The sequence below is a fragment of the Pseudomonas sp. E102 genome (assembly GCF_052660185.1).
This window is the reverse complement of sequence record NZ_CP084025.1, coordinates 1,173,182-1,199,076: the sequence shown is the minus strand read 5'-3', so window position 1 is coordinate 1,199,076 and position 25,895 is coordinate 1,173,182. Positions and strand designations below refer to the sequence as shown.

Genomic DNA, 25,895 nt, shown 5'->3' with positions numbered 1-25,895 from the left:
GAACACACCCCGTTACAACCGACCTGACCCCCTCGCCTCCTTCCTTTGTCGCGACATTTTGCCGAGGGCCAATTTTGTCCCTACACCGAACATGGAAAGGCCGCAGAATCAGCTTTGGAAAGCATTGACCCCGGTCATGGCGCGTTGCAATGACCCCCCGCTTTCTCCATACTTGCGACCGATTTTTATCCTAATAAAACACCCAAACCGTGGAACCTTAGAATGAGCACAGCAATCAGTCCGACTGCTTATAACTATAAGGTAGTCCGCCAGTTCGCCATCATGACGGTGGTCTGGGGGATCCTTGGCATGGGGCTCGGTGTCTTCATCGCCTCGCAACTGGTCTGGCCGGAGTTGAACTTCGATCTGCCATGGACGACATTTGGACGCCTGCGCCCGCTGCACACCAACCTGGTGATCTTCGCCTTCGGTGGTTGTGCGTTGTTTGCCACTTCTTATTACGTCGTGCAGCGAACCTGCCAAACGCGACTGATTTCCGACAGCCTCGCCGCCTTCACCTTCTGGGGTTGGCAAGCGGTGATCGTTGGCGCGATCGTGACCTTGCCAATGGGTTTCACCACCACCAAGGAATACGCGGAACTGGAATGGCCCCTGGCTATCCTGCTGGCCATCGTCTGGGTGACCTACGGTTTGGTGTTCTTCGGCACCATCGTCAAGCGCAAGACCAAGCACATCTATGTCGGCAACTGGTTCTACGGCGCGTTCATCGTCGTGACCGCCATGTTGCACATCGTCAACCACGCGTCCCTGCCGGTCAGCTTCTTCAAGTCTTACTCGGCCTATTCGGGCGCCACCGACGCGATGATCCAATGGTGGTACGGCCACAACGCCGTGGGCTTCTTCCTGACCACCGGCTTTCTGGGGATGATGTACTACTTCGTGCCGAAACAGGCCGAGCGTCCGATCTACTCCTATCGTCTGTCCATCGTGCACTTCTGGGCGCTGATCACCCTGTACATCTGGGCCGGCCCTCACCACCTGCACTACACCGCGCTGCCGGACTGGGCGCAGTCCCTGGGCATGGCGATGTCGATCATCCTGCTGGCGCCAAGCTGGGGCGGCATGATCAACGGCATGATGACCCTCTCGGGCGCCTGGCATAAGCTGCGCACCGACCCGATCCTGCGGTTCCTGGTGGTGTCTTTGGCGTTCTACGGCATGTCGACCTTCGAAGGCCCGATGATGGCCATCAAGACCGTCAACTCCTTGAGCCACTACACCGACTGGACCATCGGCCACGTACACGCCGGCGCCCTCGGCTGGGTAGCGATGATTTCCATCGGCGCCATCTACCACATGATCCCGAAACTGTTCGGTCGCGCGCAGATGCACAGCACTGGCCTGATCAACGCGCACTTCTGGCTCGCGACCATCGGCACCGTGCTGTACATCGCCTCGATGTGGGTCAACGGCATTACCCAAGGCCTGATGTGGCGTGCGATCAACGATGACGGCACCCTGACCTACTCGTTCGTCGAAGCGCTGCAAGCCAGCCACCCGGGCTTTATTGTCCGTGCCCTGGGCGGCGCGTTCTTCGCCAGCGGCATGCTGCTGATGGCTTACAACGTATTGCGCACCGTTCGTGCCTCTGACCCGGCTGAAGCTGAAGCCGCTGCCAAGATCGCCGTTGTTGGAGCTCACTGATGAAGCACGAAGCAGTAGAGAAGAATATCGGCCTGCTGGCCTTCTTCATGGTTATCGCCGTGAGCATCGGCGGCCTGACCCAGATCGTTCCACTGTTCTTCCAGGACGTGACCAACAAGCCGGTCGAAGGCATGAAGCCGCGCACCGCCCTTGAACTCGAAGGCCGCGACGTCTACATCGCCAACGGTTGTGTCGGCTGCCATTCGCAGATGATCCGTCCGTTCCGCGCCGAGACCGAACGCTACGGCCACTACTCGGTCGCCGGTGAAAGCGTCTGGGACCACCCGTTCCTGTGGGGTTCCAAGCGTACCGGTCCGGACCTGGCCCGTGTCGGCGGCCGCTACTCCGACGACTGGCAGCGTGCGCACTTGTACAACCCGCGCAACGTCGTGCCTGAGTCGAAAATGCCGGCCTACCCGTTCCTCGTAGAAAACAAGCTCGACGGCAAAGACACCGCCAAGAAAATGGAAGTCCTGCGCTCCCTGGGCGTTCCCTACACCGACGAAGACATCGCCGGCGCCAGGGATGCCGTGAAGGGCAAGACTGAAATGGACGCGCTGGTGGCCTATCTGCAAGGCCTGGGCACCATCATCAAAAGCAAACGGTGATCTGGATGGATATCGGGATGATTCGTGGCCTGGGCACCGTCGTCGTGATGGTGGCCTTCATCGGCCTGGCTCTGTGGGTGTTCAGCCCCAAGCGCAAGTCGGAGTTTGACGACGCGACCTTACTGCCGTTCGCGGACGATCCCGAAGCCATCAAGCACGTCGAGCAAGCTTCTAGGAGTAACAAAGAATGACTACGTTCTGGAGTCTGTACGTCACAGTCCTCAGCCTGGGAACGATCTTCGCCCTGACCTGGCTGCTGCTGTCGACCCGTAAGGGCCAGCGCAGCGAAGCCACCGAGGAGACGGTCGGCCACTCCTTCGACGGGATCGAGGAGTACGACAACCCGCTGCCGAAGTGGTGGTTCATGCTGTTCGTGGGCACCATCATCTTCGCCCTCGGCTACCTGGTGCTCTACCCCGGCCTGGGTAACTGGAAGGGCCTGCTGCCAGGCTATAACTACCTGGACACCGAAAAGCAGACCCCTTTTGCCAACGGCCAGACCGGCTGGACTGGCGTGCATGAGTGGGAAAAGGAAATGGCCCGCTCGGATGCCAAGTTCGGTCCGATCTTCGCCAAGTTCGCTTCCATGCCCATCGAAGAAGTCGCCAAGGACCCGCAAGCCTTGAAGATGGGTGGCCGCCTGTTCGCTTCCAACTGCTCGGTCTGCCACGGTTCCGACGCCAAGGGTGCCTATGGCTTCCCCAACCTGACCGACGCTGACTGGCGCTGGGGCGGCGAGCCGGAAACCATCAAGACCACCATCATGGGCGGCCGTCACGCCGTCATGCCGGGCTGGGCTGCCGTGGTTGGCGAACAAGGCGTTGCCGACGTGGCTTCCTACGTCGTGACCGGCCTGCACGGTCGCAAACTGCCGGAAGGCGCCAAGGCGGATCCGGCCAATGGCCAGAAACTGTTCGCAGCCAACTGCGTGGCTTGCCACGGTCCGGCCGGCAAAGGCACGCCCGCCATGGGCGCACCTGACCTGACGCACCCGGCCGGCTTCATCTACGGTTCGAGCTTCGCCCAGCTGCAGCAGACCATCCGCTACGGTCGTCAAGGCCAGATGCCGGCCCAGGCCGACATGCAAGGCAATGACAAGGTCCACCTGTTGGCCGCCTACGTCTATAGCCTGTCACATGGCGAAAAGGCTCCGGCCGCTGACGCTCAGTAAAGCAACTTCCTGATACACGAAAGGCCCCGCCAATCCATTTGGCAGGGCCTTTTTTATCGGCCTTAGAAACATGTCGAGCCTGTTTCCCCTTGCCTGCACTTGGCGCCAGTAGTAACGTGCCTACATTCAGTTTCCATGGGGTACGCCACCATGTCCGTCACTACCATTTCCAGCCGCGAATTCAACCACGACACAAGTGGTGCCAAAAAAGCCGCCCGTGAAGGGCCGGTGATCATCACCGATCGTGGCAAGCCGGCCCATGTGCTGCTAAGCATTGAGGAGTACCAGAAACTGACCGGCATTGGCGCCAGTATTGTCGAGTTGCTGGTCATGCCCGACGCGTCGGATATCCACTTCGATCCCGAACGTGCCGTCATCACTCCCCGATCGGTCGACCTGTCCTGAATGTTTCTACTCGATACCAATGTCATCTCGGAGCTGCGCAAACCCCAAGCCGACAAGAACGTGCAGGCTTGGGCACGCAGCGTCCCCGCCCCCAGCCTCTACGTCTCGGCCATTACCGTGTTGGAGCTGGAAACCGGCGTCTTGCGCATCGAACGCAAGGACCCGGTGCAAGGCAGTCGCCTGCGCGCATGGCTGGACAACCACGTCATGCCCACGTTTGCCGGCAGGATTCTCGCCGTCGACCGCGCCGTTGCGCTTCGCTGCGCACGTCTTCACGTTCTCGACCGCAGCAATGAATGCGATGCTTTGATTGCCGCCACCGCGTTGGTTCACGGGCTGACCGTGGTGACCCGCAACGTGACGGATTTCCAGAGCAGCGGCGTGGCGTTGCTCAATCCTTGGTCAAGCTGATAACACAACGGACTCACCATTTAACGCCAGGGAGACAGGCGCAATGAAAGGCATCGAACCACCCAAGCATACAAGCGCCAGTTTGAGCATCGTCCATGTCTGACGCGCTCTGGGCTGCCCGCCTGGGCGACGCGCTGAACCACACTTCAATGATGGCCGACATTCTCGGCGGCGTGCTGGAGGTGGCGGCGAACATCGCGATCACTGCCGTGGCGACCGCCGCGGTGGTCGCCGCCACGGGCATTACCGTGGTCACTGGCGGCCTGGGCTGCTTCGTGCTCGGCCTGGTGGTGGGAACGGTGGTCGGCCTGGCCATGAGCAAGACCGGGGCCGATAAAGGCTTGAGCAATATATGCGAAGGCATCGGCAACGCCCTCTTTCCGCCCACGGTGCAGGCCAACATCCTCACCGGGTCCACCGACACCCTCACCAACAACATACCCGCCGCCCGCGCCGCCGGAGCGATTCAATCCCATGTCGCCCCGGCCGGCACCGAGCTCGAAGCCTCCGAGCCAGAAGAAGAACCCAGCTACCTGGACATGGCCGGGTCATTCTTCTCGCAGATGTGGCGTCCTACCGTCGCCACGCCCGCGCCGGGCGCCGTACCCAAGCCCGAAGACTTGGTCATCTGCACGAAGCACCCGCCGATGCCCCCGCAATTCATGGCCGAGGGCTCGGACAAGGTCACCATCAACGGCCAGCCCGCCGTGCGCAGCGGCGACCGCAGCACGTGCGACGCGACGGTGGTGTCGTCCGGGCTGATCTCACCGGACGTGACCATCGGCGGCGGTTCGGTGGTAGTGCGCGAGATCCGCAGCGGCAAGACCCCGGGCGTGGGGTTGGCGGTCACGGCGCTTTTGATGCTCAAGGGCGGCAAAGGCAAGTTCTTCAGCAAATTGCCCTGCATGTTGGTGGGCGGCGCGGTGTCCATGGCCGCCAGCAGTGCGGCGAACGCGGCTGCCAACGCCGCCCTGGGCTCGCCGAACCCGGTGCATGCCGCCACCGGCGCCAAGGTGCTGGGTGGTGATGAAGAGCTGGACTTCGTCTTGCCCGGCATCCTGCCGATAAACTGGCAGCGTTTCTACAACAGCCGCGACGAACGTCACGGCAGCCTGTTCGGAGCCGGGTGGAGCGTGAGCTATGAGGTAAAGGTCGAAATCCTCCCTCACCCCGACGGCGGCGAAACCCTGGTCTACACCGATGAACAGGCGCGCCCCATCGACATGGGCTCGATCCCATTGGGCGGCGCAGTGTTCAGCGCCGGCGAGGGTCTGGCCGTGCGCCGTCACGCGAACGGGCAATTGCTGATCGAAAGCGACGACGGCCTGTACCGTTTGTTCGAACCCACGCCGGTCAACCCGGCACACCTGCGCCTGAGCCAACTGGGTGACCGCAACGACAACCGTATCCACCTCGACTATGACGACGCCGGACGCCTGGTGCGGCTGCGCGACACCTTCGATCTGGTGCAGGTCGAGTTGATTCGCGAAGGCGAACGCGTCAGCCGGATCGAACGTCTCTACCCTGATCAATCGCGGGAAGTGCTGGTCAGCTACGCCTACGACGCCGCATGCAACCTCGCCGAAGTACGCGACGGTGGCAACCAGATGCAACGGCGTTTCAGCTATGACGCCGGGCAGCGGATGGTCGAGCACCAATTGCCCACCGGCCTGCGCTGCTTCTATGAGTGGGCCTTGATCCAAAGCCAGGAATGGCGCGTGGTCCGGCACTGGACCGACGAGGGCGACGCCTACCAGTTCGACTATGACCTGCACGCCGGTATCACTCGCATCAGCGACAGCCTGCAACGCGTCAGCATTCGGCATTGGAACAGCCAGCACCAGATCATCCGGTTCAGCGACAACCTCGGCCAGACGTGGCTGTTCGAATGGAATGATGAACGTCAGTTGCTCAGCGCCACCGATCCACAAGGTGGCCTGTATCAGTTCAGCTATGACGATGCCGGCAATCTGATCAGCGAAACCGACCCGATGGGCCGCAGCGAATCCACCCTCTGGCTCGAACATTGGGCACTGCCGCTGGTGGACACCAACGCCGCCGGCCACAGCTGGAAATACCGCTACGATCAACGCGGCAATTGCACCGCGCAAACCGACCCGCGGGGCCACATCACCCACTATCGCTACGACGCCCACGGCCAGGTCGTGGAAATCATCGACGCCACCGGCAAAAACAAAAAGCTGCGCTGGAACCCGTTTGGGCAATTGGTTGAACACGTCGATTGCTCGGGTTATCCGACGCGTTTCAGTTATGACCAGCGAGGCTACCTGCAAACCATCACCGATGCCCTCGGCGAGCGCACCCAATTCAGCTACGACGCCCAAGGGCGCTTGCTCAGCAGCCAATTGCCGGACGGCCGCACCGAGCACTATCAGCGCGACACCGCAGGCCAACTCACCGGCTACACCGACCCGGCCGGGCACACCACGCTTTACCAGCACAACCGCCGCGGTCAGGTCCGCCAACGCACCGACGCCCAGGGCCGGCAAGTGCAGTTCGCCTACGACAGCTTCGGCCGGCTGCAAGCGCTGACCAATGAGAATGGCGAGAGCTACCGGTTTGCCTGGGATATCGCCAATCGGTTGAGCGAACAACAAGACCTGGATGGCAGCGCCAAGCGCTACGACTATGACCGCCTCGACAACGTCGCGGCAGTGACGGCGATGCCTGCACCGTACGGCACGGGCCTGGCGCTCATTCCCGAAATACCGCCGGCGCCCATCGTCCATCGCCTGGAACGCGATGCCGTGGGTCGGCTGATCGCCAAAGTCACCGACGATGGCCGCACTGAATACAGCTACGATCCGCTGGACCAACTCACCGCCGTCACCTTCACCGACCTGCAAGGCAACGCGCAAACCCTGAGCTTCGCCTACGACGCCCTCGGCCAGTTGCTCGCCGAAAACAGCGCCGCCGGCAGCCTGCAACACCACTACGACGAACTTGGCAACCTGATCCAGACCCAACTGCCCGATGGCCGCTGGGTCAACCGCCTGTACTACGGCAGTGGTCATCTGCACCAGATCAACCTCGACGGCCAGGTCATCAGCGACTTCGAACGCGACCGCCTGCACCGCGAAGTGCTGCGTACCCAAGGGCAGATCAGCACCCGCAGCGAATACGACCGCAGCGGTCGCCTGCGCACGCGACAACGCCGCCACAGCGGCCAACCCTCGCTGTTGCCGGCGGCGGTGCAAAAACACTTCGAGTACGACCCCGCCGACAACCTCATCGGCAAACTCGACCAGCAACCCGCCGCGCAACAGCGCCAGCTCCTGCACTACGACGCCACCGGTCGCATCATCGCCAGCCAGGACAGCCTGCACGGCCAGCGCGAAACCTTCACCTACGACGCCGCCGCCAACCTGCTGGACGGCCCGGCCCCCGGCGCCGGATTGGTGGTGCACAACAAACTGCTGACCTACCAGGACAAGCGCTACCGCTACGACGCCTTCGGCCGGATGATCGAAAAACGCAGCGCCAAACGTGGCGTGCAGCACTTTGCCTACGACGCCGAAAGCCGCTTGATCGAGGTGCGCAATGACAACGGCAGCGTGGTCAAAATGGCCTACGACCCGCTGGGCCGGCGCATCGAAAAAACCGAACACGACAGCCACGGCTACCCGCTGGGGGAAACCCGCTTCACCTGGGATGGCATGCGCTTATTGCAGGAAAGTCGATACAACCAGACTAGCCTTTATCTTTATACGGATAACACCTACGAACCCCTTGCGCGGATAGATGGATACGGTGCGCATCAGAAAGTCCGTTATTACCACAACGACCTGAACGGCCTGCCCGAACAACTCACAGAAGTCGACGGACGAAGCGTCTGGCAAGCTCGCTTTGAGGTGTGGGGTAACCCTCTTCAGGAAATTCGTGAACCCTACTTCATTGAAGAGCAAAACCTGAGGTACCAAGGACAGTATCTCGATCGAGAAATTGGGCTGCACTACAACGTTCTCAGGTTTTACGATCCTGACGTGGGTCGCTTCACTACGCCCGATCCAATAGGCTTGGCTGGAGGCCTAAATTTCTATGCCTATGCGCCCAACCCTATCGGCTATGCAGACCCTCTAGGCCTTGCAGTCGACCCGCTGATAAAACTGAAAGACCGTGGGTACACCGGCGTCACGAAGACACCTGGTGGAGGTCTCGACTATTCTGAAAGTAACGCGCTTTACAACAAAAAATCCGGCGTGAACCCAATCGTTAGAATTGAATACACTGGCGACTACGGGAAGGACTTCGAGGCCGCAAACAAGGCGGCCAAGTTGAGTCAAAAAACTACTCCATCCGGCCACGTATGGCACCACTTGGATGATTACGACCCGAAGACCAACACAGGCACGATGCAGCTCATCAAGCAAAACGCCCACAGCGGCATAAGCCATAACGGCGGTGTAGCTCAATACAAAGCAGCTACGGGCAAGGCCTACACCCACCCAGCTCGTTTCAAGAGCAGAACAAAAGGAGCATCCAAATGCGGCTGACCCTCGAAGAATCCGAACACGCCCTCTCTGTGCAAGAGTTGAATGAGTTCCAAGAAAAATTCAATGTGGAATTACCGACAGCCTTTAGGCAATTTTATCTAAAGCACAACGGCGGCGATTTGGCTGAGAGCAATAGCGAGAATGATTTTTTGCTGGGTGGATTCACTCCGATCAAATACGGACAAGCCCCTATCGAAACGGTCTATCGAGACTTGACGGACGACGTTCCGTCGTTAAAGCAAATGATCCCCTTTGCGTACGATCACGGTGGCAATTCCTTCCTCTTATCCGTTAAGGAGGCTGACTTCGGAAATATTTACCTGTACTTGATGGATGAAGAAGATCTGGCGTTCGTATGCGAATCATTTGAAGAATTCCTCGCTGAACTCACGGGTCAATAGAGCCATGCGTCATCGCTGGACAGGCTTAGTCTACACACGAGCCCGTGAAGCGATAGCCTCACGAGGCTCGCTCAGGTCTGCGCCATGAGTATGGAAATTCGCAAGCATCTGGAAGTGAAACTACTGGCGGCGCTGCAGCAAACAACGTCAGCCCACTTGGACCTGAAGGCCAGCAAAAACAAACTTGGCCTGCTCGCTGCCAAGGAAAAATTTGGGGAAATCTACGTTCAACACCTAACCAAGGCCGACGGCTATTACGCGGGGTTGGAGCTCTATACCTGCGAGGCCTTCAGCTTCTGCAAAGAGCAATCCCCGCCCTACGAGAGCCGCCTGCTGAATGCATCGTTTTTATCGAAGAGCTCCTTGTCGGAGCAAGCAAAACAATTCGGTGACGAGCCGGGCGGCATCATCAGGACCCCGTCCCCTCAAGCCATCAGCGCAACCGTCAAGAAAATAAGCGAACGGCTCGAGAAATTTTACCTGCCCAAGGCAGAGCACAGCGTTCTTGGCTCCCCCACATTAATCGATGACGTGTTGGCCGAGCCGGATAACTATGCGTTCCCATTCCTGACGATTGTCTTTGCAGCGCACAAAAATAATCTGAGCCTGGATTCGGATTTGCTCAAGAACGCTCTGGCCACTAAATCAATATTCGGAAACAAGCAGTTCGACTTGCCGCTTGCGAAAAACTACTAGGCGCAGGTTAAGCGCAAATTCCCGTGGCGAGGGAGCTTGCCCTTGCTGGGCTGCACAGCAGCCCCAAAAAGGCAGGCGCATTCCTACAGAAAAAACGCTGCGCCACCGAGCGAAAGCAAGCTCCCTCGCACCGAATCCAGGGCATTACGAAGGCTTGTTTATTCTCCCTGCGCAATGCTTCCGACAAGCTACGAATCCTTGCGCCATTGCCTACAACTACGCCAGAATCCGCCCGCTTGTGCGCCTTGCCCATGGGTTCTATCGTTTCCCTGCCACTGCCCATCAGTGGTCGGGCTTGGCGGCCCGGTACACGAAAGGCGCAACAGCCCCCAATATGATTGCAATGTCTCTGGCATTTGGCACTCCTATGTTATGGCGGGTTGCGCAAGGATCCCTTCGGGGATGCCGGGTTCCTTTCGTGCCGGTCCGCCAACCTTGCGTAACCCGTCACCCCACCTGCTTGGCGGCAGACGGTGATGGTTCCTCTTACGAAAGGAGCTGCACCATGTTCAAAATTACACCGAATCCCCCCGAAACAGAGCGCATCTCTGCGTCCACTCAATCCAAAACGAAGAAACAAGACGAAGCAGAAAAGCGCGCCTTGGATTACTACCTGCTACCGAAACCGGAAAAGTCCGAAGATGCATCCAAACCGGACCTGCTCTTCATCGTGGCAAAAAACGCCGACAACGAATGCCTGCTCGCTAACCTCAGCGAAAACCTGGCATCCGCTGACGCGATGATCAGCAACCTAGCCTTCGACCTCGAAGGCCCCCGCCGCCACATCGCCCTCGGCATCCAGCAATTGATCGAACTGAGTTCAATGCTGGCCAGCCGTGTACTGGATAACGTCGATCCACGCTAGCTGCTACACCACCTCCGTGGCGAGGAAGCTTGCTCCCGCTGGGTGGCGAAGCCGCCCCAAAACAGACCGGCGCATCCCTACAGACACACCGCATCAGCCGGTTTACGACGGCTGCGCCGCCGAGCGGGAGCAAGCTCCCTCGCCACGGATCGCCTACACCTCAAAAGCAAGCGTGTAACCCGCCCTCACCAACCTGCAAGGCGACGTGCAAACCCTGAGCTTCGCCTACGACGCCCTCGGCCAGATGCGATTCAGCACGTCCAGTATGTGCGCAGTACAAAATCCGGAGCCATCTACAAGCTTGACTACCATCCAGGCGGCAGCCCTACCCAGCCCAACGTCCATGGAAATGATTATTGGAAGGTCTATAAAGTCAATAAAGCCGGTGAAGATGTTGTATTCGGCAGGATTGGACATAGTGACTTTAAAAATTATGACCCTCATAAAAGACTGACCCGTATACGTAAACGGCACGCTAATGAACGGTGGAACTTAAATGATTGATTTTGCAGCCGACATAAAATCCAAGCATTCAATTGCGAACATTTTATTGCAAGACAATATCTCGACCTATATGAATGAGCTCTATGAGCATCATAAAGTCGAGATAAAGAGCTACACGCTACCTGACGGTGAAACTAGAACAGCGTACGTAATCGATAGTACGCTCACCCTCTCAACCCTTCCTGACGGAACAATTTTTTCAATCGGTTGCAACGCGCGATACAAAGGGCTTTACGAACATACGCTTTCCACAGGGATGCCTTTTGACCAGATAAAGAAGCTGACCGAACGCCAGCGCATATTTAATGGCATCATAATCCTCAACGAGGATTTTGGCTTCTGCTACGTCTTGCCAACACCTTATGACGAGATAGCTGACAGCATCGAAAACATACCGCCGACGCTAACGCTGGATGAAATTTACATATCCGACTTTTCTTCCTGGCTTCATAAACCGCAATAACATAAACCATCAAATTATCCGTCTGAATGCCAGCTAGAAAGAGGCAGCGCGGAACGCTGGCTGAGCACAAGATTTGAGGCGAAACGCAGATCCCCTGACGAGGGAGCTTGTTCCCGCTGGGCGGCGAAGCCGCCCCCATCCAATCTCCGCCAATGCCATGCTCTGTCTATAGTCAATTGATCCAGGTCATGACTTGTTACATCCGCTACACCATTCAGCCCGGACACCCAACGCGACCAAAGGTCGCACCCTTGAGCCAGAGCGACAGGCGTATCATTGCGCCACTGCAACACCCTTTCTGACCGTGGTCGGCACGTACTGGCCTCGGCATTTTTCCACTGCCGTGGGATGCAATTGATGAGCAACCAGATTCCGGTACATGACGTTACCCCGCCTGCCAAAGACGCCAACAAAAGCGTCGACCTGTACGCCTCTCGGGAGAAAATCTACACCCGCGCCTTCACGGGCCTGTTCCGCAACCTGCGAATGGTTGGCGGGGGGTTTCTGTTCCTGCTGTATTTCGGCACGGTCTGGCTGAATTGGGGCGGTCACCAGGCCGTCTGGTGGAACCTGCCTGAACGCAAATTCTTTATTTTTGGTGCAACCTTCTGGCCCCAGGACTTCATCCTCCTCTCCGGCATGCTGATCATCGCCGCCTTCGGCCTGTTTTTCATAACGGTGTATGCCGGGCGCGTCTGGTGCGGCTACACCTGCCCGCAAAGCGTCTGGACCTGGATCTTCATGTGGTGCGAAAAGATCACCGAAGGCGACCGCAACCAGCGCATCAAGCTCGACAAGACGTCCATGAGCGCCAATAAATTCCTGCGCAAATTCGCCAAGCACAGCCTGTGGCTACTGATCGGTTTCGTCACCGGCATGACCTTCGTCGGTTACTTCACCCCGATCCGCGAACTGGTGTTCGAGTTCTTCACCGGCCAGGCCGATGGCTGGTCGTATTTCTGGGTCGGATTCTTCACCTTGGCCACTTACGGCAATGCCGGCTGGCTGCGTGAACAAGTGTGCATCTACATGTGCCCTTACGCCCGCTTCCAGAGCGTGATGTTCGACAAAGACACCTTGATCGTTTCCTATGACCCGCGTCGCGGTGAAAGCCGTGGCCCGCGCAAGAAAGGCATCGATTACAAGGCCCTGGGCCTCGGCGATTGCATCGACTGCACCATGTGCGTCCAGGTCTGCCCCACCGGCATCGACATCCGCGACGGCTTGCAGATCGAGTGTATCGGCTGCGCAGCCTGCATAGATGCCTGCGACAACATCATGGACAAGATGGATTATCCGCGCGGGCTGATCAGCTACACCACCGAACACAACCTCTCGGGGCAAAAAACCCATAAACTGCGCCCGCGCCTGATCGGCTACGCCTTGGTGCTGCTGGCCATGATCAGCTTGCTGGTAACGGCGTTTTTCATGCGTTCGCTGGTGGGTTTCGACGTCAGCAAGGACCGCGTGCTGTACCGCGAGAACGCCGAAGGCCGGATCGAGAACGTCTACAGCCTGAAGATCATGAACAAGGACCAACGCGACCATACGTACGTCCTGGAAGCCGCCGGCCTGCCTGATCTCAAGCTCGAAGGCCGACGGGAAATCAAGGTCGCCGCCGGCGAGATCTACAGCCAGCCGGTCGAATTGTCCAGCGCACCTGAACAATTGCCATCGAGCACCAACGAGGTGACCTTCATCCTCAAGGATGCCGATGACGAAAGCGTCCATGTTGAAGCCAAGAGCCGGTTCATCGGCCCACAGACTCGTTGAGAGAAATGAACATGCCTGCAGCAACTGCCACCAGCCCTTGGTACAAGCACCTCTGGCCGTGGATCATCATCGGTATCCTTGCCTGCTCGGTAACGCTGAGCCTGACCATGGTGACCATCGCGGTGAACAACCCGGATAACCTGGTCAACGACAACTACTACGAAGCCGGTAAAGGCATCAACCGCTCCCTGGAGCGCGAACTGCTGGCCCAGACCCTGCAATTGCATGCCAATGTGCAGCTGGACGACCTCACCGGGGAAGTCAACCTGCGCCTGGACGGCAACAGCCGTCCCCAGACCCTCGAACTGAGCCTGATCTCACCCACCCAGCCGGAGAAGGACCGCAAGATCGTCCTGACCCGCAACGACAGCGAACCTGGGCGCTACGTTGGCCAATTGGCAGACAAGGTCGAAGGCCGGCGCTTTGTCGAACTGCTGGGGGCGCAGAACGAGAAGACCTGGCGCTTGTTCGAAGAAGAGCAGATCAACCACGAACAGGCCATCTTGCTCGGTGATGAACCGCTGCAAGGCGCTGAAGACCTGAAGAAATAAGCCGCTTTTATGCAGCAACCATGACCACCCCACGGCCCTGCTACCACTGCGCCCTGCCCGTCCCGCCCGGCAGTCGCTTCACCGCCGTTGTCCTCGGTGAAACCCGCGAGCTGTGCTGCCCGGGTTGCCAGGCGGTGGCCGAAGCGATTGTGGCCGGCGGTTTGGAAAGCTATTACCAGCATCGCAGTGAAGCATCGGCCAACCCCCAGTCCCTGCCGGTGCAGCTGACCGAAGAACTGGCGCTGTACGATCGCCCTGACGTGCAGCAATCGTTCGTTCGCCATGAAGGCGAGCTTTGCGAAACCACCCTGCTGATGGAAGGCATCAGTTGCGCTGCCTGTGGCTGGCTGATCGAAAAGCACCTGCGCGCTTTGCCAGCGGTGGCCGAGGCGCGACTGAACCTGTCCAACCATCGCCTGCACGTCCGCTGGGCCGACGCCCAATTGCCGCTGAGCACCCTGCTCGCGCAATTGCGCCAGATCGGCTACGCCGCGCACCCGTACCAGGCCGACCAGGCTTGCGAACAGCTCGCCGCGCAAAACCGTCTGGCCCTGCGCCAGCTGGGCGTGGCTGGCTTGCTTTGGTTCCAGGCGATGATGGCGACCATGGCCACCTGGCCGGAATTCAACATCGACCTGAGCCCGGAGATGCACACCATCCTGCGCTGGGTCGCGCTATTCCTGACAACGCCCATTGTGTTCTACAGCTGCGCACCTTTTTTCAAGGGTGCCATGCGTGACCTGCGCACTCGCCACCTGACGATGGACGTTTCAGTCTCCCTGGCCATCGGTGGCGCGTACATTGCCGGCATCTGGACCTCCATTACCGGTGTCGGCGAGTTGTATTTCGATGCCGTCGGCATGTTCGCCCTGTTCCTGCTGGCCGGCCGCTACCTGGAACGCCGGGCTCGGGAACGCACCGCTGCGGCCACCGCCCAATTGGTGAACCTGTTGCCGGCCTCGTGCCTGCGCCTGGCGGATGACGGCCAGAGCGAGCGCATCCTGCTCAGCGAACTGCATACGGGCGACCGGGTGCTGGTGCAGCCCGGGGCTATCCTGCCCGCCGACGGCAGGATTCTCGAAGGGCAGTCCAGCGTCGACGAATCGCTGCTGACCGGTGAATACCTGCCGCAACCCCGCCAGGCCGGCGATGCAGTCACGGCGGGCACGCTGAACGTCGAGGGCGCGCTGACCGTTCAGGTATTGGCCTTGGGGCAGGACACTCGTTTGTCCGCCATCGTCCGCCTGCTGGAACGCGCCCAAGGCGAGAAACCGCGCCTGGCGGAAATCGCCGACCGCGCCGCCCAATGGTTCCTGCTGTTCTCTCTGGTTGCCGCCTCCGCCATCGGCCTGTTGTGGTGGCATCTGGATGCTTCGCGCGCTTTCTGGATCGTCCTGGCGATGCTCGTCGCGACCTGCCCTTGCGCGCTGTCCCTGGCGACGCCAACCGCACTCACCGCAGCCACCGGCACCCTGCACAAACTCGGATTGTTGCTGACCCGCGGCCATGTATTGGAAGGCCTGAACCAGATCGACACGGTGATTTTCGACAAGACCGGCACCCTTACCGAAGGCCGCTTGGCGTTGCGCGCCATCCGCCCCCTGGCGGCGCTCGACAGCGATCAGTGCCTGGCCTTGGCCGCGGCCTTGGAGAATCGCTCCGAACACCCGATTGCCCGCGCCTTCGGCCGGGCGCCACTGGCCGCTGAGAATGTGCAGAGTTTTCCGGGACTTGGGCTTGAGGGCTTGGTGGGGGAACAGCGATTGCGCATCGGCCATCCCGGCTTTGTCTGCGACCCGAGTGGCGCCACCGTACCGGTGATGCCGGACGAACCTGGGCAATGGCTGTTGCTGGGGGATGATGCCGGGCCGCTGGCCTGGTTTGTCCTCGACGACCGTCTGCGTACCGATGCCCCGGCCCTTGTCGCGGCCTGCAAGGCGCGGGGCTGGCGCACGCTCTTGCTGTCGGGCGACAGCTCGCCGATGGTCGCCAGCGTTGCCGCCGGACTGGGCATCGATGAGGCTCGCGGCGGTCTGCGCCCGGATGACAAGCTGGCCGTGCTGCAGCAGTTGCGTCAACAGGGCCGCAAGGTGCTGGTGCTCGGCGACGGCGTGAACGATGTGCCGGTACTGGCAGCGGCGGATATCAGCGTCGCCATGGGCTCGGCCACCGACCTGGCCAAGACCAGCGCCGACGCGGTACTGCTGTCCAACCGCCTCGAGGCCCTGGTTCACGCCTTCAGCCTCGCCCGGCGCACCCGTCGGGTCATCATCGAGAACCTGGTCTGGGCGGGGCTGTACAATGGCCTCATGTTGCCGTTCGCCGCCCTTGGCTGGATCACACCCGTGTGGGCTGCGGCCGGCATGTCCATCAGTTCGCTGACCGTGGTCTTGAACGCGCTGAGGCTGACCCGCCAACCCAAGGTGCAGGTTCTTGATGCCACGCCCGATACCCGTCCGCAGCCGGCCTGAGCCGCGCGGGCATGGAGGTCCGACATGCCAGCTCTTTACGTAATGATTCCGGCCGCGCTGCTGATCGTAGCGATCGCCGTCTACATATTCTTCTGGGCCGTGGACAGCGGCCAATACGACGACCTCGACGGCCCGGCCCACAGCATCCTGTTCGACGAACAAGACCCGAACCATAAGGCCGCGGTGGAAGAAGCAAGCGGCGAGGCCCAGAAACCGGACGACAAGGCGCCGCCCCATGCTTGATCTGGCGCCGCTGTTGATATCGGCCGTCATCCTCGGCCTGCTCGGCGGCGGCCACTGCCTGGGCATGTGCGGCGGTCTGATGGGCGCCCTCACCCTGGCGATTCCCAAAGAACAGCGCAGCCGGCGTTTTCGATTATTGCTGGCGTACAACCTGGGGCGGATCCTGAGTTACGCCACGGCGGGCTTGCTGATCGGACTGGCCGGCTGGGCCGTCGCCAACAGCCCGGCGGCGATGATCATGCGGGTGCTGGCCGGTCTGCTGCTGATCGCCATGGGCCTGTATCTCGCCGGATGGTGGAGCGGCCTGACCCGTATCGAGGGGATCGGCCGGGGCTTGTGGCGACACATCCAACCCGTCGCCAACCGCCTGCTGCCGGTATCAAGCCTGCCACGGGCCTTGCTGCTCGGCGCGCTGTGGGGGTGGCTGCCATGCGGGTTGGTCTACAGCACCCTTCTCTGGTCCGCCAGCCAGGGCAATGCGCTGGACAGCGCGCTATTGATGCTCGCCTTCGGCCTGGGTACCTGGCCGGTGCTCCTCGCCACTGGCCTGGCGGCCGAGCGTGTCACCGCCCTGTTGCGTAAACGCAGCGTGCGCATGGCCGGTGGGTTGTTGGTGATCGTCTTCGGCATCTGGACACTGCCGGGGCCGCATCAGCATTGGCTCATGGGTCATTGACCGAGTCGCGATGAGGCCATCATCGACCACACTCATTCGCTGTTGACGCAAATCAACACGCCCTTTTCCACGCCCCCCTAGACTCGCGACCATGCCAGCCTATCCGGGGAACGCCCGCATGCTCGACGCCATCCGTTGGGACTCAGACCTCATCCGCCGCTACGACCTGGCGGGACCACGCTACACCTCTTATCCTACTGCGGCACAGTTCGCCGGCCAGGTGGGCACCTTCGACCTGCTCCACGCCCTGCGCGACAGCCGCAAGGCACACAGGCCACTGTCGCTGTACGTGCACGTGCCGTTTTGCGCGAACATCTGCTACTACTGCGCCTGCAATAAAGTCATTACCAAGGATCGCGGTCGTGCCCACACCTACCTGCGACGCCTGGAGCAGGAAATCCAACTGATCGGCTGCCATCTGGCCCCTTCCCAACGCGTGGAACAACTGCACCTGGGCGGTGGCACGCCGACGTTCCTGAGCCACGACGAGCTGCGCCAACTCATGGCCAGCCTGCGCAAGCATATGAATCTGGTGGACGACGATTCCGGCGACTACGGCATCGAAATCGATCCACGGGAAGCCGACTGGTCAACCATGGGCCTGCTGCGGGAGCTGGGCTTCAACCGGGTCAGCATCGGGCTGCAAGACCTCGACCCTGCCGTGCAGCGAGCCGTCAATCGCCTGCAGAGCCTCGAAGAAACCCGGGCGGTGATCGAAGCCGCCCGGACCTTGCAGTTCCGCTCGATCAACATCGACCTGATCTATGGCTTGCCCCAACAAACGCCGGAAAACTTCGCGCGCACGGTCGAAGAAGTCATCAGCCTGCAACCGGACCGTCTCTCGGTTTTCAATTACGCCCACCTGCCGGAGCGCTTCATGCCGCAGCGGCGGATCGATGGCCAGGACCTGCCTACCCCGGTGCAGAAACTGGCCATGCTGCAAGGCACCATCGAACAGCTGACCGCCGCCGGTTATCGCTACATCGGCATGGACCACTTCGCCCTCCCCGACGACGAACTGGCGATCGCCCAAGAAGAAGCGACCCTGCAGCGCAACTTCCAAGGCTACACCACCCATGGGCATTGCGACCTGATCGGCCTCGGCGTGTCAGCCATCAGCCAGGTCGGCGATTTGTACTGCCAGAACAGCAGCGACCTGACCCACTACCAGAACACCCTTGCCGACGGGCAACTGGCAACCAGCCGCGGGCTGGTGTGCAACGCCGACGACCGTTTGCGACGCGCCGTGATCCAGCAGTTGATCTGCCATTTCTCGCTGGCGTTCGCCGAGATAGAGCGAGACTTCAATGTCGACTTGCGCGGTTATTTTGGCTCTTTATGGCCGCAACTACAGACGATGGCAGCCGATGGGCTGCTCGAATTGACGCAGACCCATATCAACGTACTGCCTGCGGGGCGCCTGCTGGTGCGTTCTGTCTGCATGGTCTTCGACGGTTATCTGCAGCAACAAAACCGCCAATGTTTTTCCCGGGTCATCTGAGCGCGACACTTTGACGGGGACACCGCACTGGCCGGAGTTTGTGCGCTGGGTTACCCTTACGTCTTATGTGTGTTTTCCCACAAGGATTTAAGAAATGTCCGAGCCAGTCAAATCCCGCGCTCACAGCCAGGCCCATTGCAAGGATTGCAGCCTGGCCCCTCTATGCCTGCCACTTTCGTTGAATCTGGAGGACATGGACGCGCTGGATGACATCGTCAAACGGGGACGGCCGCTGAAAAAAGGTGAGTTCCTGTTTCGCCAGGGCGATGGCTTCGACTCGGTTTACGCAGTGCGCTCGGGCGCCCTGAAGACGTTCAACCTGAGCGACGGTGGCGAAGAGCAGCTCACCGGTTTCCATCTGCCCAGCGAGCTTGTGGGCCTGTCGGGCATGGACACCGAGACCCACCCGGTCTCGGCCCAGGCACTGGAGACCACTTCGGTGTGCGAAATTCCTTTTGATCGTCTCGATGAGCTGGCGGTGCAGCTGCCGCAACTGCGTCGACAATTGATGCGGGTGATGAGCCGGGAAATTCGTGACGACCAGCAAATGATGCTGTTGCTTTCGAAGAAAACCGCCGACGAACGCATCGCCACGTTCCTGGTCAATCTCTCGGCGCGTTTTCGCGCCCGCGGGTTTTCGGCCAATCAGTTTCGCTTGAGCATGTCCCGCAATGAAATGGGCAACTACCTGGGCCTGGCCGTGGAAACCGTGTCCAGGGTGTTCACCCGCTTCCAACAGAACGCGTTGATCGCAGCCGAAGGCAAGGAAATTCATATTCTCGACCCGATCCAGCTCTGCGCCCTGGCCGGCGGCTCGGTCGAAGGCTGACGCACTCGCGCGGCTGAGGCTTTCGCCCCGTCGCGCTATACTGCCGCGTTTGCAGCCAGCCAGGACACCTCGACGATGGTCTTCGACTCCTTCGACATCAAATCCCTGATCCGCCCCGTGATCGACTTCCCCAAGCCAGGCGTGATCTTTCGCGATATCACTCCGCTGTTCCAGTCGCCCACTGCCCTGCGGCTGGTCATGGACAGCTTCGCCCATCGCTATGTCGAGGCCGAGTTCACGCATATCGGCGCGATGGATGCCCGGGGTTTCCTGATCGGCTCCATCCTGGCCTATCAGCTGAACAAGCCGCTGGTGTTGTTTCGCAAACAGGGCAAGCTGCCAGCCGACGTACTGGCCGAGGGTTACCAGACCGAGTACGGCGAAGCCTTTCTTGAAGTGCACGCCGACAGCCTGTGCGAAGGGGATTCGGTGGTGATGTTCGATGACCTGATCGCCACTGGCGGAACGTTGATCGCCGCCGCCAACCTGATCCGCCGCATGGGCGCCAGGGTCCATGAAGCCGCGGCGATCATCGACTTGCCGGAACTGCTCGGCTCCCAGCGCCTGGAAGACATGGGCATCCCGACGTTCTGCCTGACGCAGTTCTCCCTCAGCGAAAAATAACCTGGCCAAATCACATAACCCATTGTGGGAGCGAGCCTGCTCGCGATGGCGGTAGATCTGTCAATACCTATACTGGCTGACACACCGCTATCGCGAGCAGGCTCGCTCCCACAAGGGATTCGTGTTGCGGCTACAACGCGATTGGCTTGCGCCCGGCAAACGAATGCGCCAGCGTCCCGCCGTCCACCAACTCAAGCTCCCCACCCAACGGCACGCCATGGGCGATGCGGGAGGCGACCAGGCCTTTGTTGCTGAGCAGTTGGGCTATGTAATGCGCAGTGGCTTCGCCTTCGACCGTCGGGTTGGTGGCGAGGATGACTTCGGTAAACGTGCCCGCCTCCTCGATCCGCGCCATCAACTGCGGGATGCCGATGGCTTCAGGCCCCAGGCCGTCGAGCGGTGACAAGTGCCCCTTGAGCACAAAGTAACGGCCGCGAAAGCCGGTCTGCTCCACCGCATAGACATCCATAGGCCCCTCGACCACGCAGAGCAGGCTGTCTTCCCGTCGCGGGTCGGCGCATTGCGGGCAAAGATCGTCCTCGGTCAGGGTGCGGCACTGGCGACAATGCCCGACACCTTCCATGGCCTGGCTCAACGCCTGGGCCAGGCGAGAGCCGCCGCTGCGATCACGCTCGAGCAGTTGCAACGCCATGCGCTGGGCGGTTTTCTGACCCACGCCTGGCAAGGTTCGCAGGGCATCGATCAGTTGGCGGATCAAAGGGCTGAAGCTCATGGGGGAAACGTCCGACATAACAACGAGACGCGGTTTATACCCGCGCCTCCGATTAGCGTCAAATACTCAATCGCGCGCTACTCGCACCACCAACTTGCCGAAATTTCGCCCCTCCAACATGCCGATGAAAGCCTGGGGCGCATTTTCAAGACCGTCGACCACGTCCTCGCGGAACTTGACCTTGCCATCGCGCACCCAAGGCGCCATGGCGCTGATGAATTCCGGCTGGCGATCACCGTAATCATCGAACACGATGAAACCCTGGATGCGCACGCGCTTGGTCAACAGCGTGCGTTGTAGTTGCGGCAGGCGATCCGGGCCACTTGGCGGCTGATGATCATTGTAGGATGCGATCAAGCCGCAAAGCGGGACGCGCGCCTTGGCGTTGAGCAGCGGCACGACCGCATCGAAGACCTTGCCGCCGACGTTTTCGTAATAGATATCGATACCTTGATCGCAAGCCCTGGCAAGCTCTTCGGCGAAATTCGCGCTTTTATGGTCAATACAGGCGTCGAAACCCAGTTCATCGACCACGTACTTGCATTTTTCGCCACCGCCGGCCACCCCCACCACCCGCAAGCCCTTGATCTTCGCCACCTGGCCAACCACGGAGCCCACGGCGCCCGACGCCGCCGCCACGACCAGGGTTTCCCCGGCCTTGGGCTGGCCAATGTCCATCAACCCCATGTAGGCCGTCATGCCCGGCATCCCCAACACCCCCAGCGCCATCGAGGGGCTGGGCAAGCCGGAAGGGATCGGAATGACATTGCGGCCATCGCTGATGCAGTGGCTCTGCCAACCCGTGGCCCCCACCACCAGATCACCCTCTTGGAATTTTGGATGCATCGAGCGCTCTACGCGGCTGACGGCACCACCGGTCATCACCTCATCGATCTGCACCGGCGCAGCGTAGGAAGGCGCGTCACTCATGCGCCCGCGCATGTAAGGGTCCAGTGACAGGAAGAGCGTCTTGAGCAGGATTTGTCCTTCGGCAAGATCGGGCAACGTCACGTGTTCAAGTCGAAAGTTTTCAGGGGTTGGCGCACCTTGGGGGCGCGAGGCCAGCACGATGCGCTGATTGGAAATCGATGACATGGAGGCGTCTCCTAGTTCGTTGAGCGTACACGTATAGGGAGCAGACCATTGCCTTGGGGGCGCGTTCGATGTTTATGCCGGGATAGCACGGTGCAGCCTGCTCCGGACGGCGTTCCGACGAAAGCAGTCGAACAGAGACCCCATTGCTCCTGCCAGAAACAAAAATGCCAGGCGCGATGCCTGGCATTGTGTGTAGCCCATCCCGAGCGCGATGGCGAATCAGAACGGCAGTTTCATGCCCGGCGGCAGCTGCATGCCAGCGGTCATGCCGGACATCTTGTCCTGGCTGTTCGCTTCGATCTTGCGCACTGCGTCGTTGACGGCGGCGGCGAACAGGGCTTCGAGCATTTCCTTGTCGTCTTCGCTCAGGCCTTCGACCACGCTCGGGTCGATGCTGACGCGCTTGATATCGTGGCGACCGGTCATGACCACCGTCACCATGTCGCCACCGGATTTGCCGGTGACTTCAGCGTTGGCCAGCTCTTCCTGCATCTTGGCCATTTTTTCCTGCATCTGCTGCGCCTGCTTCATCAGGCCGGCCATGCCACCTTTCATCATGGTAATCACCTCGAAAGTACTTGGATAAACAACGCGCCCGGCCTGCCCGGCCCGGCGCCTTCAGTTATGAGCCCTGGGTGACCGGGGCCTCGACAGGTTCGATAGTATCGTGACGGACCACGGCGCCGAACTGTTGCATCATCTGTTGGATGAACGGATCGTTCTGGATCGATTCCTCGGCTTCGCGCTGACGGTCGGCGCGGCGCCGGGACGCGGCCTGAGCCGGGGTTTCCTGCTCGGGCTTGATCAGCTCGATGGTCAACGTGAGAGTGCGCTGGTGGTACTGGTTCAGCGCATCGTTGAGGCGACGCTGTTGGGTTGCGTTGAACAGCGCGCTGTGGGCCGGATCCAGGTGCAGCAGCCAATGGTCGCCCTCGACCGAGATCAAGGTGCAGTTGGCGGCGATGCTACCGGTCATGCCACTGATCTGCAGCTTGGGGAACAGCTCCAGCCATTGCAGGGCCAGCCCAGTGGCGGGCATTGCCGCCGGTTCAGGTTCTGGCTCCGGTGCCGGTTCGGCGGCATGTTCGCTGGCCAGGTCGTCCAGGTAGCTGTAGGCCGAATCGATGTCCGGCTCGATGTAGTCCTCGTCCAGCGGCGGCTCATCGTCCAGATCGATGCCCGGCGTCGCGACCTCGACGTCGGCCACCGTCGGCTCCGGCATTGGCGCAGCCACCCACTCGGGTGCATCGGGCACCACGCTGTCGGGTGTCGGCAGGGGCATCGGCGGCAACTCGGGCTGCTCGGCGATGGTTTCCAAAACGGGCTCGACGGCGGGTTGCTGGACAACTTGCGGCTCGACCGGGTCGTTCCAAGGCAGGTCGATGACTTCTTCGGCGACGGGCTCGGGGAGCGCCTCGACGACCGGTTCGGGCTCTGGCTCAGGCGTGACGACAACAGGCGCCGGGGCCGGAATCGGCTGGGCTGCGGGCGCCACCGCCGTAGGAGCAGGAGCCGCTGCCGACGCAACAACGGGCGTGGCAGCCACTGGCTTGGCGGAATCAGCTGTGGCCTGGCTGATCCCCACTGGCTTTAGCGCTTGTCTCGGGGCGTCCGCGGTATCGGCCGGCCGGAACGCAAGCATTCGCAGCAGCACCATCTCGAAGCCGCCGCGCGGATCCGGTGCCAGTGGCAGGTCGCGACGGCCGATCAGGCCCATCTGGTAATAAAACTGTACGTCTTCGGCCGGCAGCGCCTGGGCCAAAGCCAACACGCGGTCCCGGTCGCCATGGCCGTTGTCGACCCCCTCGGGCAAGGCCTGGGCGATGGCGACACGGTGCAGCACGTTGAGAATCTCCGAGAGCACGCCATTCCAGTCCGGCCCCTGCTCGGCCAGGTGACGCACCGCTTCGAGCAATGCCTTTGCGTCCCCTTCGATCAGCGCAGTCAAAACGTCGTAGACCTGGCCGTGATCGAGGGTGCCCAGCATGGCGCGCACCTCGGCGGCCATGACCTTGCCTTCGCCGAAGGCAATGGCCTGGTCGGTCAGGCTCATGGCGTCACGCATCGAACCGTCGGCGGCTCGTCCCAGCAGCCACAGCGCATCGTCCTCGAACGGCACGTTCTCCACGCCCAGCACATGGGTCAGGTGCTCGACGACCCGTTCCGGCGTCATGTTCTTCAGAGAGAACTGCAAGCAGCGCGACAAAATCGTTGCGGGAAGTTTCTGCGGATCGGTGGTCGCCAGGATGAATTTGACGTAGGGCGGCGGTTCTTCGAGAGTCTTGAGCAGCGCATTGAAGGAATGGCTGGAGAGCATGTGCACTTCGTCGATCAGGTAGACCTTGAAGCGCCCACGGCTCGGGGCGTACTGCACGTTGTCGAGCAGCTCGCGGGTATCCTCGACCTTGGTGCGGCTGGCGGCGTCGATTTCGATCAGGTCGACGAAACGACCTTCGTCGATTTCCCGGCAGACAGAACATTCGCCGCAAGGCGTCGACGTAATACCGGTTTCACAGTTCACGCACTTGGCGATGATCCGCGCAATGGTGGTCTTGCCTACGCCGCGGGTACCGGTGAACAGATAGGCATGGTGCAGCCGCTGGCTGTCCAAGGCATTGATCAGAGCCTTGAGCACATGGGTCTGGCCGACCATTTCGCGGAACGAGCGCGGACGCCATTTACGTGCAAGAACCTGATAACTCATCGAAAACCGTCGCAACGAAGGAACATAAGCGGCTAATGCTAGCGGAGCAGGGACGAAATTGCATCCGGTGCGCTCGTCTAATCTGGCTAAGCTAGGTTCAGCAGCTCGGTTGTCGACAGTTTTTTGTACAGTCAGGAGAGTTTATGCGTTCGGCCATGGGGGCTTTGCTGTTGTTGGGGACGGGGTGTTTCGCTGATGAGGTTCCCTTGCGTTTTGCCGTCACCGATGGCTGGGCCATGCCCATGGTGCAGATCGACAGAGGCCGCCCGACCCAAGGCATTCTGACGGACGTCATGACCAGCCTGGCGACCCAGGTGGGCATGCCTGCGCAATTCCATGTCTTGGCCCGCGCGCGGCTGGACAGCGCCATGGAGCAGGGCGAAATAGACATGCGCTGTTATGTCTCGCCTGATTGGGTGAAGGATATTGAGGGCGACTATCTCTGGAGCGTCCCGCTGTTCTTCCAGCGCGATGTGCTTGTCGGTTCGCCCGGCGCTCCCGCTGCCATCACGCCGTCGGCACTCACACAACAGCCCATCGGCACCGTGCTGAGCTACAGCTACCCCACCCTGCAGCCATTGTTCGACAGTGGCCACCTGCGGCGCGACGACGCCCGCAGCCAGGATCAGGTCCTGGCGAAACTGCTGGCCCGGCGATACCGCTATGCGGTCAGCAATCAATGGGCGCTGGACTGGTTCAACCAGCGTCACAGCGCTGACCGACAGCTACGCCAAGTCGCTGTCCTGCAGGAACAACAGTTGAGCTGCTATGTGCGCAATGATCCGAAGATTCCCGCACAGCGCATCCTGCGTACCTTGTCGAACATGAAGAGATCCGGGGAAATCGACGCGATCATCCAGCTATATACTGGCCGCAACGAAGGGTTGCGGGACGGCGATGCGTCTCCATGATCAACGGGTCGGGCCTGACGCTGTGGCGGCGCCCTGTGGTTTCGTCAGCCATCGGCACGAGCGTGATATCGCAGAACAGGA

General features: G+C 60.6%; 24 protein-coding genes. 20 read left to right on the top strand and 4 right to left on the bottom strand.

Annotated elements, in window-relative coordinates; genetic code table 11:
• The first annotated feature begins 222 nt into the window (after positions 1-222).
• The 19 genes from ccoN (at position 223) to DOCECA_RS05490 (ending at position 20,371) form a co-directional block, all read left to right on the top strand.
• Positions 223-1,665 carry a cytochrome-c oxidase, cbb3-type subunit I gene (gene ccoN / locus DOCECA_RS05580; protein WP_420764704.1) on the top strand — a complete coding sequence of 481 codons (1,443 nt, stop codon included), beginning with the start codon at positions 223-225 and terminating at the stop codon, positions 1,663-1,665.
• The gene (gene ccoO / locus DOCECA_RS05575) at positions 1,665-2,273 is read left to right on the top strand and encodes a cytochrome-c oxidase, cbb3-type subunit II (RefSeq protein WP_039589059.1); all 609 of its coding nucleotides are present in this window, start codon (positions 1,665-1,667) and stop codon (positions 2,271-2,273) included. The genes ccoN and ccoO overlap by 1 nt, the downstream gene beginning before the upstream one ends.
• Positions 2,274-2,278: 5 nt before the next feature.
• The gene (locus DOCECA_RS05570) at positions 2,279-2,464 is read left to right on the top strand and encodes a CcoQ/FixQ family Cbb3-type cytochrome c oxidase assembly chaperone (RefSeq protein ID WP_003183474.1); all 186 of its coding nucleotides are present in this window, start codon (positions 2,279-2,281) and stop codon (positions 2,462-2,464) included.
• Positions 2,461-3,444: a cytochrome-c oxidase, cbb3-type subunit III gene (gene ccoP, locus DOCECA_RS05565; protein WP_434563254.1), complete on the top strand. Its 984-nt coding sequence runs from the start codon at positions 2,461-2,463 to the stop codon at positions 3,442-3,444. The genes DOCECA_RS05570 and ccoP overlap by 4 nt, the downstream gene beginning before the upstream one ends.
• Positions 3,445-3,594: 150 nt before the next feature.
• Positions 3,595-3,849 carry a type II toxin-antitoxin system Phd/YefM family antitoxin gene (locus tag DOCECA_RS05560; RefSeq protein WP_434650506.1) on the top strand — a complete coding sequence of 85 codons (255 nt, stop codon included), beginning with the start codon at positions 3,595-3,597 and terminating at the stop codon, positions 3,847-3,849.
• Positions 3,850-4,260, top strand: a complete 411-nt coding sequence (locus DOCECA_RS05555) for a type II toxin-antitoxin system VapC family toxin (RefSeq protein WP_420764707.1) — start codon at positions 3,850-3,852, stop codon at positions 4,258-4,260.
• 95 nt (positions 4,261-4,355) lie between these two features.
• Positions 4,356-8,774 carry an RHS repeat-associated core domain-containing protein gene (locus DOCECA_RS05550; RefSeq protein WP_445571576.1) on the top strand — a complete coding sequence of 1,473 codons (4,419 nt, stop codon included), beginning with the start codon at positions 4,356-4,358 and terminating at the stop codon, positions 8,772-8,774.
• Positions 8,765-9,175, top strand: coding sequence for an SMI1/KNR4 family protein (locus tag DOCECA_RS05545; protein ID WP_434563250.1), 411 nt, complete (start codon positions 8,765-8,767; stop codon positions 9,173-9,175). The genes DOCECA_RS05550 and DOCECA_RS05545 overlap by 10 nt, the downstream gene beginning before the upstream one ends.
• Positions 9,176-9,259: 84 nt before the next feature.
• On the top strand, positions 9,260-9,871 hold the full coding sequence (locus DOCECA_RS05540; protein WP_445571575.1) for a hypothetical protein: 612 nt from the start codon (positions 9,260-9,262) through the stop codon (positions 9,869-9,871).
• Positions 9,872-10,376: 505 nt separating this feature from the next.
• Positions 10,377-10,736, top strand: coding sequence for a DUF6124 family protein (locus DOCECA_RS05535; RefSeq protein WP_434563246.1), 360 nt, complete (start codon positions 10,377-10,379; stop codon positions 10,734-10,736).
• Between the two features lie 496 nt (positions 10,737-11,232).
• Positions 11,233-11,703: a hypothetical protein gene (locus tag DOCECA_RS05530; protein ID WP_434563244.1), complete on the top strand. Its 471-nt coding sequence runs from the start codon at positions 11,233-11,235 to the stop codon at positions 11,701-11,703.
• A 357-nt stretch (positions 11,704-12,060) separates the two neighbouring features.
• Entirely contained in the window at positions 12,061-13,476 is a 1,416-nt protein-coding gene (gene ccoG / locus DOCECA_RS05525; RefSeq protein WP_445571574.1) for a cytochrome c oxidase accessory protein CcoG, read from the top strand.
• An 11-nt stretch (positions 13,477-13,487) separates the two neighbouring features.
• Positions 13,488-14,027 carry a FixH family protein gene (locus DOCECA_RS05520; RefSeq protein WP_420764714.1) on the top strand — a complete coding sequence of 180 codons (540 nt, stop codon included), beginning with the start codon at positions 13,488-13,490 and terminating at the stop codon, positions 14,025-14,027.
• A 20-nt stretch (positions 14,028-14,047) separates the two neighbouring features.
• Complete coding sequence (locus DOCECA_RS05515) at positions 14,048-16,498, top strand: heavy metal translocating P-type ATPase (RefSeq protein WP_445571573.1); 2,451 nt, start codon at positions 14,048-14,050, stop codon at positions 16,496-16,498.
• A 24-nt stretch (positions 16,499-16,522) separates the two neighbouring features.
• Positions 16,523-16,741, top strand: coding sequence for a cbb3-type cytochrome oxidase assembly protein CcoS (gene ccoS / locus DOCECA_RS05510; protein ID WP_420764716.1), 219 nt, complete (start codon positions 16,523-16,525; stop codon positions 16,739-16,741).
• The gene (locus DOCECA_RS05505; protein WP_434563238.1) at positions 16,734-17,417 is read left to right on the top strand and encodes a sulfite exporter TauE/SafE family protein; all 684 of its coding nucleotides are present in this window, start codon (positions 16,734-16,736) and stop codon (positions 17,415-17,417) included. Before ccoS ends, DOCECA_RS05505 begins: the two co-directional genes overlap by 8 nt.
• Positions 17,418-17,535: 118 nt before the next feature.
• Positions 17,536-18,918, top strand: coding sequence for an oxygen-independent coproporphyrinogen III oxidase (gene hemN / locus DOCECA_RS05500; RefSeq protein WP_445571572.1), 1,383 nt, complete (start codon positions 17,536-17,538; stop codon positions 18,916-18,918).
• Positions 18,919-19,012: 94 nt separating this feature from the next.
• Positions 19,013-19,747, top strand: a complete 735-nt coding sequence (gene fnr, locus DOCECA_RS05495; protein WP_420764719.1) for a fumarate/nitrate reduction transcriptional regulator Fnr — start codon at positions 19,013-19,015, stop codon at positions 19,745-19,747.
• Between the two features lie 75 nt (positions 19,748-19,822).
• The gene (locus tag DOCECA_RS05490; protein ID WP_420764720.1) at positions 19,823-20,371 is read left to right on the top strand and encodes an adenine phosphoribosyltransferase; all 549 of its coding nucleotides are present in this window, start codon (positions 19,823-19,825) and stop codon (positions 20,369-20,371) included.
• 130 nt (positions 20,372-20,501) lie between these two features.
• On the opposite strand, the gene recR is transcribed toward DOCECA_RS05490, so the two are convergent.
• The 4 genes from recR to dnaX form a co-directional block, all read right to left on the bottom strand.
• Complete coding sequence (gene recR, locus DOCECA_RS05485) at positions 20,502-21,104, bottom strand: recombination mediator RecR (RefSeq protein ID WP_445571571.1); 603 nt, start codon at positions 21,102-21,104, stop codon at positions 20,502-20,504.
• Between the two features lie 66 nt (positions 21,105-21,170).
• The gene (locus DOCECA_RS05480; RefSeq protein WP_445571570.1) at positions 21,171-22,199 is read right to left on the bottom strand and encodes an NADP-dependent oxidoreductase; all 1,029 of its coding nucleotides are present in this window, start codon (positions 22,197-22,199) and stop codon (positions 21,171-21,173) included.
• 219 nt (positions 22,200-22,418) lie between these two features.
• Complete coding sequence (locus DOCECA_RS05475) at positions 22,419-22,757, bottom strand: YbaB/EbfC family nucleoid-associated protein (protein WP_003183512.1); 339 nt, start codon at positions 22,755-22,757, stop codon at positions 22,419-22,421.
• 64 nt (positions 22,758-22,821) lie between these two features.
• Positions 22,822-24,903, bottom strand: coding sequence for a DNA polymerase III subunit gamma/tau (dnaX, locus tag DOCECA_RS05470; RefSeq protein ID WP_434650494.1), 2,082 nt, complete (start codon positions 24,901-24,903; stop codon positions 22,822-22,824).
• A gap of 143 nt (positions 24,904-25,046) precedes the next feature.
• Here dnaX and DOCECA_RS05465 point away from each other — a divergent pair, with 143 nt between their 5' ends.
• Complete coding sequence (locus DOCECA_RS05465) at positions 25,047-25,814, top strand: substrate-binding periplasmic protein (RefSeq protein ID WP_434650492.1); 768 nt, start codon at positions 25,047-25,049, stop codon at positions 25,812-25,814.
• Positions 25,815-25,895: the final 81 nt, after the last annotated feature.

What these genes read in the sequence shown, in the direction of transcription:
- DOCECA_RS05540 (WP_445571575.1), top strand. Translation starts at nt 9,260, where the DNA reads ATGAGTATGGAAATTCGCAAGCATCTGGAAGTGAAACTACTGGCGGCG.
- ccoO (WP_039589059.1), top strand. Translation starts at nt 1,665, where the DNA reads ATGAAGCACGAAGCAGTAGAGAAGAATATCGGCCTGCTGGCCTTCTTC.
- DOCECA_RS05535 (WP_434563246.1), top strand. Translation starts at nt 10,377, where the DNA reads ATGTTCAAAATTACACCGAATCCCCCCGAAACAGAGCGCATCTCTGCG.
- DOCECA_RS05570 (WP_003183474.1), top strand. Translation starts at nt 2,279, where the DNA reads ATGGATATCGGGATGATTCGTGGCCTGGGCACCGTCGTCGTGATGGTG.
- ccoN (WP_420764704.1), top strand. Translation starts at nt 223, where the DNA reads ATGAGCACAGCAATCAGTCCGACTGCTTATAACTATAAGGTAGTCCGC.
- DOCECA_RS05555 (WP_420764707.1), top strand. Translation starts at nt 3,850, where the DNA reads ATGTTTCTACTCGATACCAATGTCATCTCGGAGCTGCGCAAACCCCAA.
- hemN (WP_445571572.1), top strand. Translation starts at nt 17,536, where the DNA reads ATGCTCGACGCCATCCGTTGGGACTCAGACCTCATCCGCCGCTACGAC.
- DOCECA_RS05550 (WP_445571576.1), top strand. Translation starts at nt 4,356, where the DNA reads ATGTCTGACGCGCTCTGGGCTGCCCGCCTGGGCGACGCGCTGAACCAC.
- DOCECA_RS05475 (WP_003183512.1), bottom strand. Translation starts at nt 22,757, where the DNA reads ATGATGAAAGGTGGCATGGCCGGCCTGATGAAGCAGGCGCAGCAGATG.
- dnaX (WP_434650494.1), bottom strand. Translation starts at nt 24,903, where the DNA reads ATGAGTTATCAGGTTCTTGCACGTAAATGGCGTCCGCGCTCGTTCCGC.
- fnr (WP_420764719.1), top strand. Translation starts at nt 19,013, where the DNA reads ATGTCCGAGCCAGTCAAATCCCGCGCTCACAGCCAGGCCCATTGCAAG.
- DOCECA_RS05560 (WP_434650506.1), top strand. Translation starts at nt 3,595, where the DNA reads ATGTCCGTCACTACCATTTCCAGCCGCGAATTCAACCACGACACAAGT.
- DOCECA_RS05505 (WP_434563238.1), top strand. Translation starts at nt 16,734, where the DNA reads ATGCTTGATCTGGCGCCGCTGTTGATATCGGCCGTCATCCTCGGCCTG.
- ccoS (WP_420764716.1), top strand. Translation starts at nt 16,523, where the DNA reads ATGCCAGCTCTTTACGTAATGATTCCGGCCGCGCTGCTGATCGTAGCG.
- DOCECA_RS05465 (WP_434650492.1), top strand. Translation starts at nt 25,047, where the DNA reads ATGCGTTCGGCCATGGGGGCTTTGCTGTTGTTGGGGACGGGGTGTTTC.
- ccoG (WP_445571574.1), top strand. Translation starts at nt 12,061, where the DNA reads ATGAGCAACCAGATTCCGGTACATGACGTTACCCCGCCTGCCAAAGAC.
- ccoP (WP_434563254.1), top strand. Translation starts at nt 2,461, where the DNA reads ATGACTACGTTCTGGAGTCTGTACGTCACAGTCCTCAGCCTGGGAACG.
- DOCECA_RS05515 (WP_445571573.1), top strand. Translation starts at nt 14,048, where the DNA reads ATGACCACCCCACGGCCCTGCTACCACTGCGCCCTGCCCGTCCCGCCC.
- recR (WP_445571571.1), bottom strand. Translation starts at nt 21,104, where the DNA reads ATGAGCTTCAGCCCTTTGATCCGCCAACTGATCGATGCCCTGCGAACC.
- DOCECA_RS05480 (WP_445571570.1), bottom strand. Translation starts at nt 22,199, where the DNA reads ATGTCATCGATTTCCAATCAGCGCATCGTGCTGGCCTCGCGCCCCCAA.
- DOCECA_RS05545 (WP_434563250.1), top strand. Translation starts at nt 8,765, where the DNA reads ATGCGGCTGACCCTCGAAGAATCCGAACACGCCCTCTCTGTGCAAGAG.
- DOCECA_RS05530 (WP_434563244.1), top strand. Translation starts at nt 11,233, where the DNA reads ATGATTGATTTTGCAGCCGACATAAAATCCAAGCATTCAATTGCGAAC.
- DOCECA_RS05520 (WP_420764714.1), top strand. Translation starts at nt 13,488, where the DNA reads ATGCCTGCAGCAACTGCCACCAGCCCTTGGTACAAGCACCTCTGGCCG.
- DOCECA_RS05490 (WP_420764720.1), top strand. Translation starts at nt 19,823, where the DNA reads ATGGTCTTCGACTCCTTCGACATCAAATCCCTGATCCGCCCCGTGATC.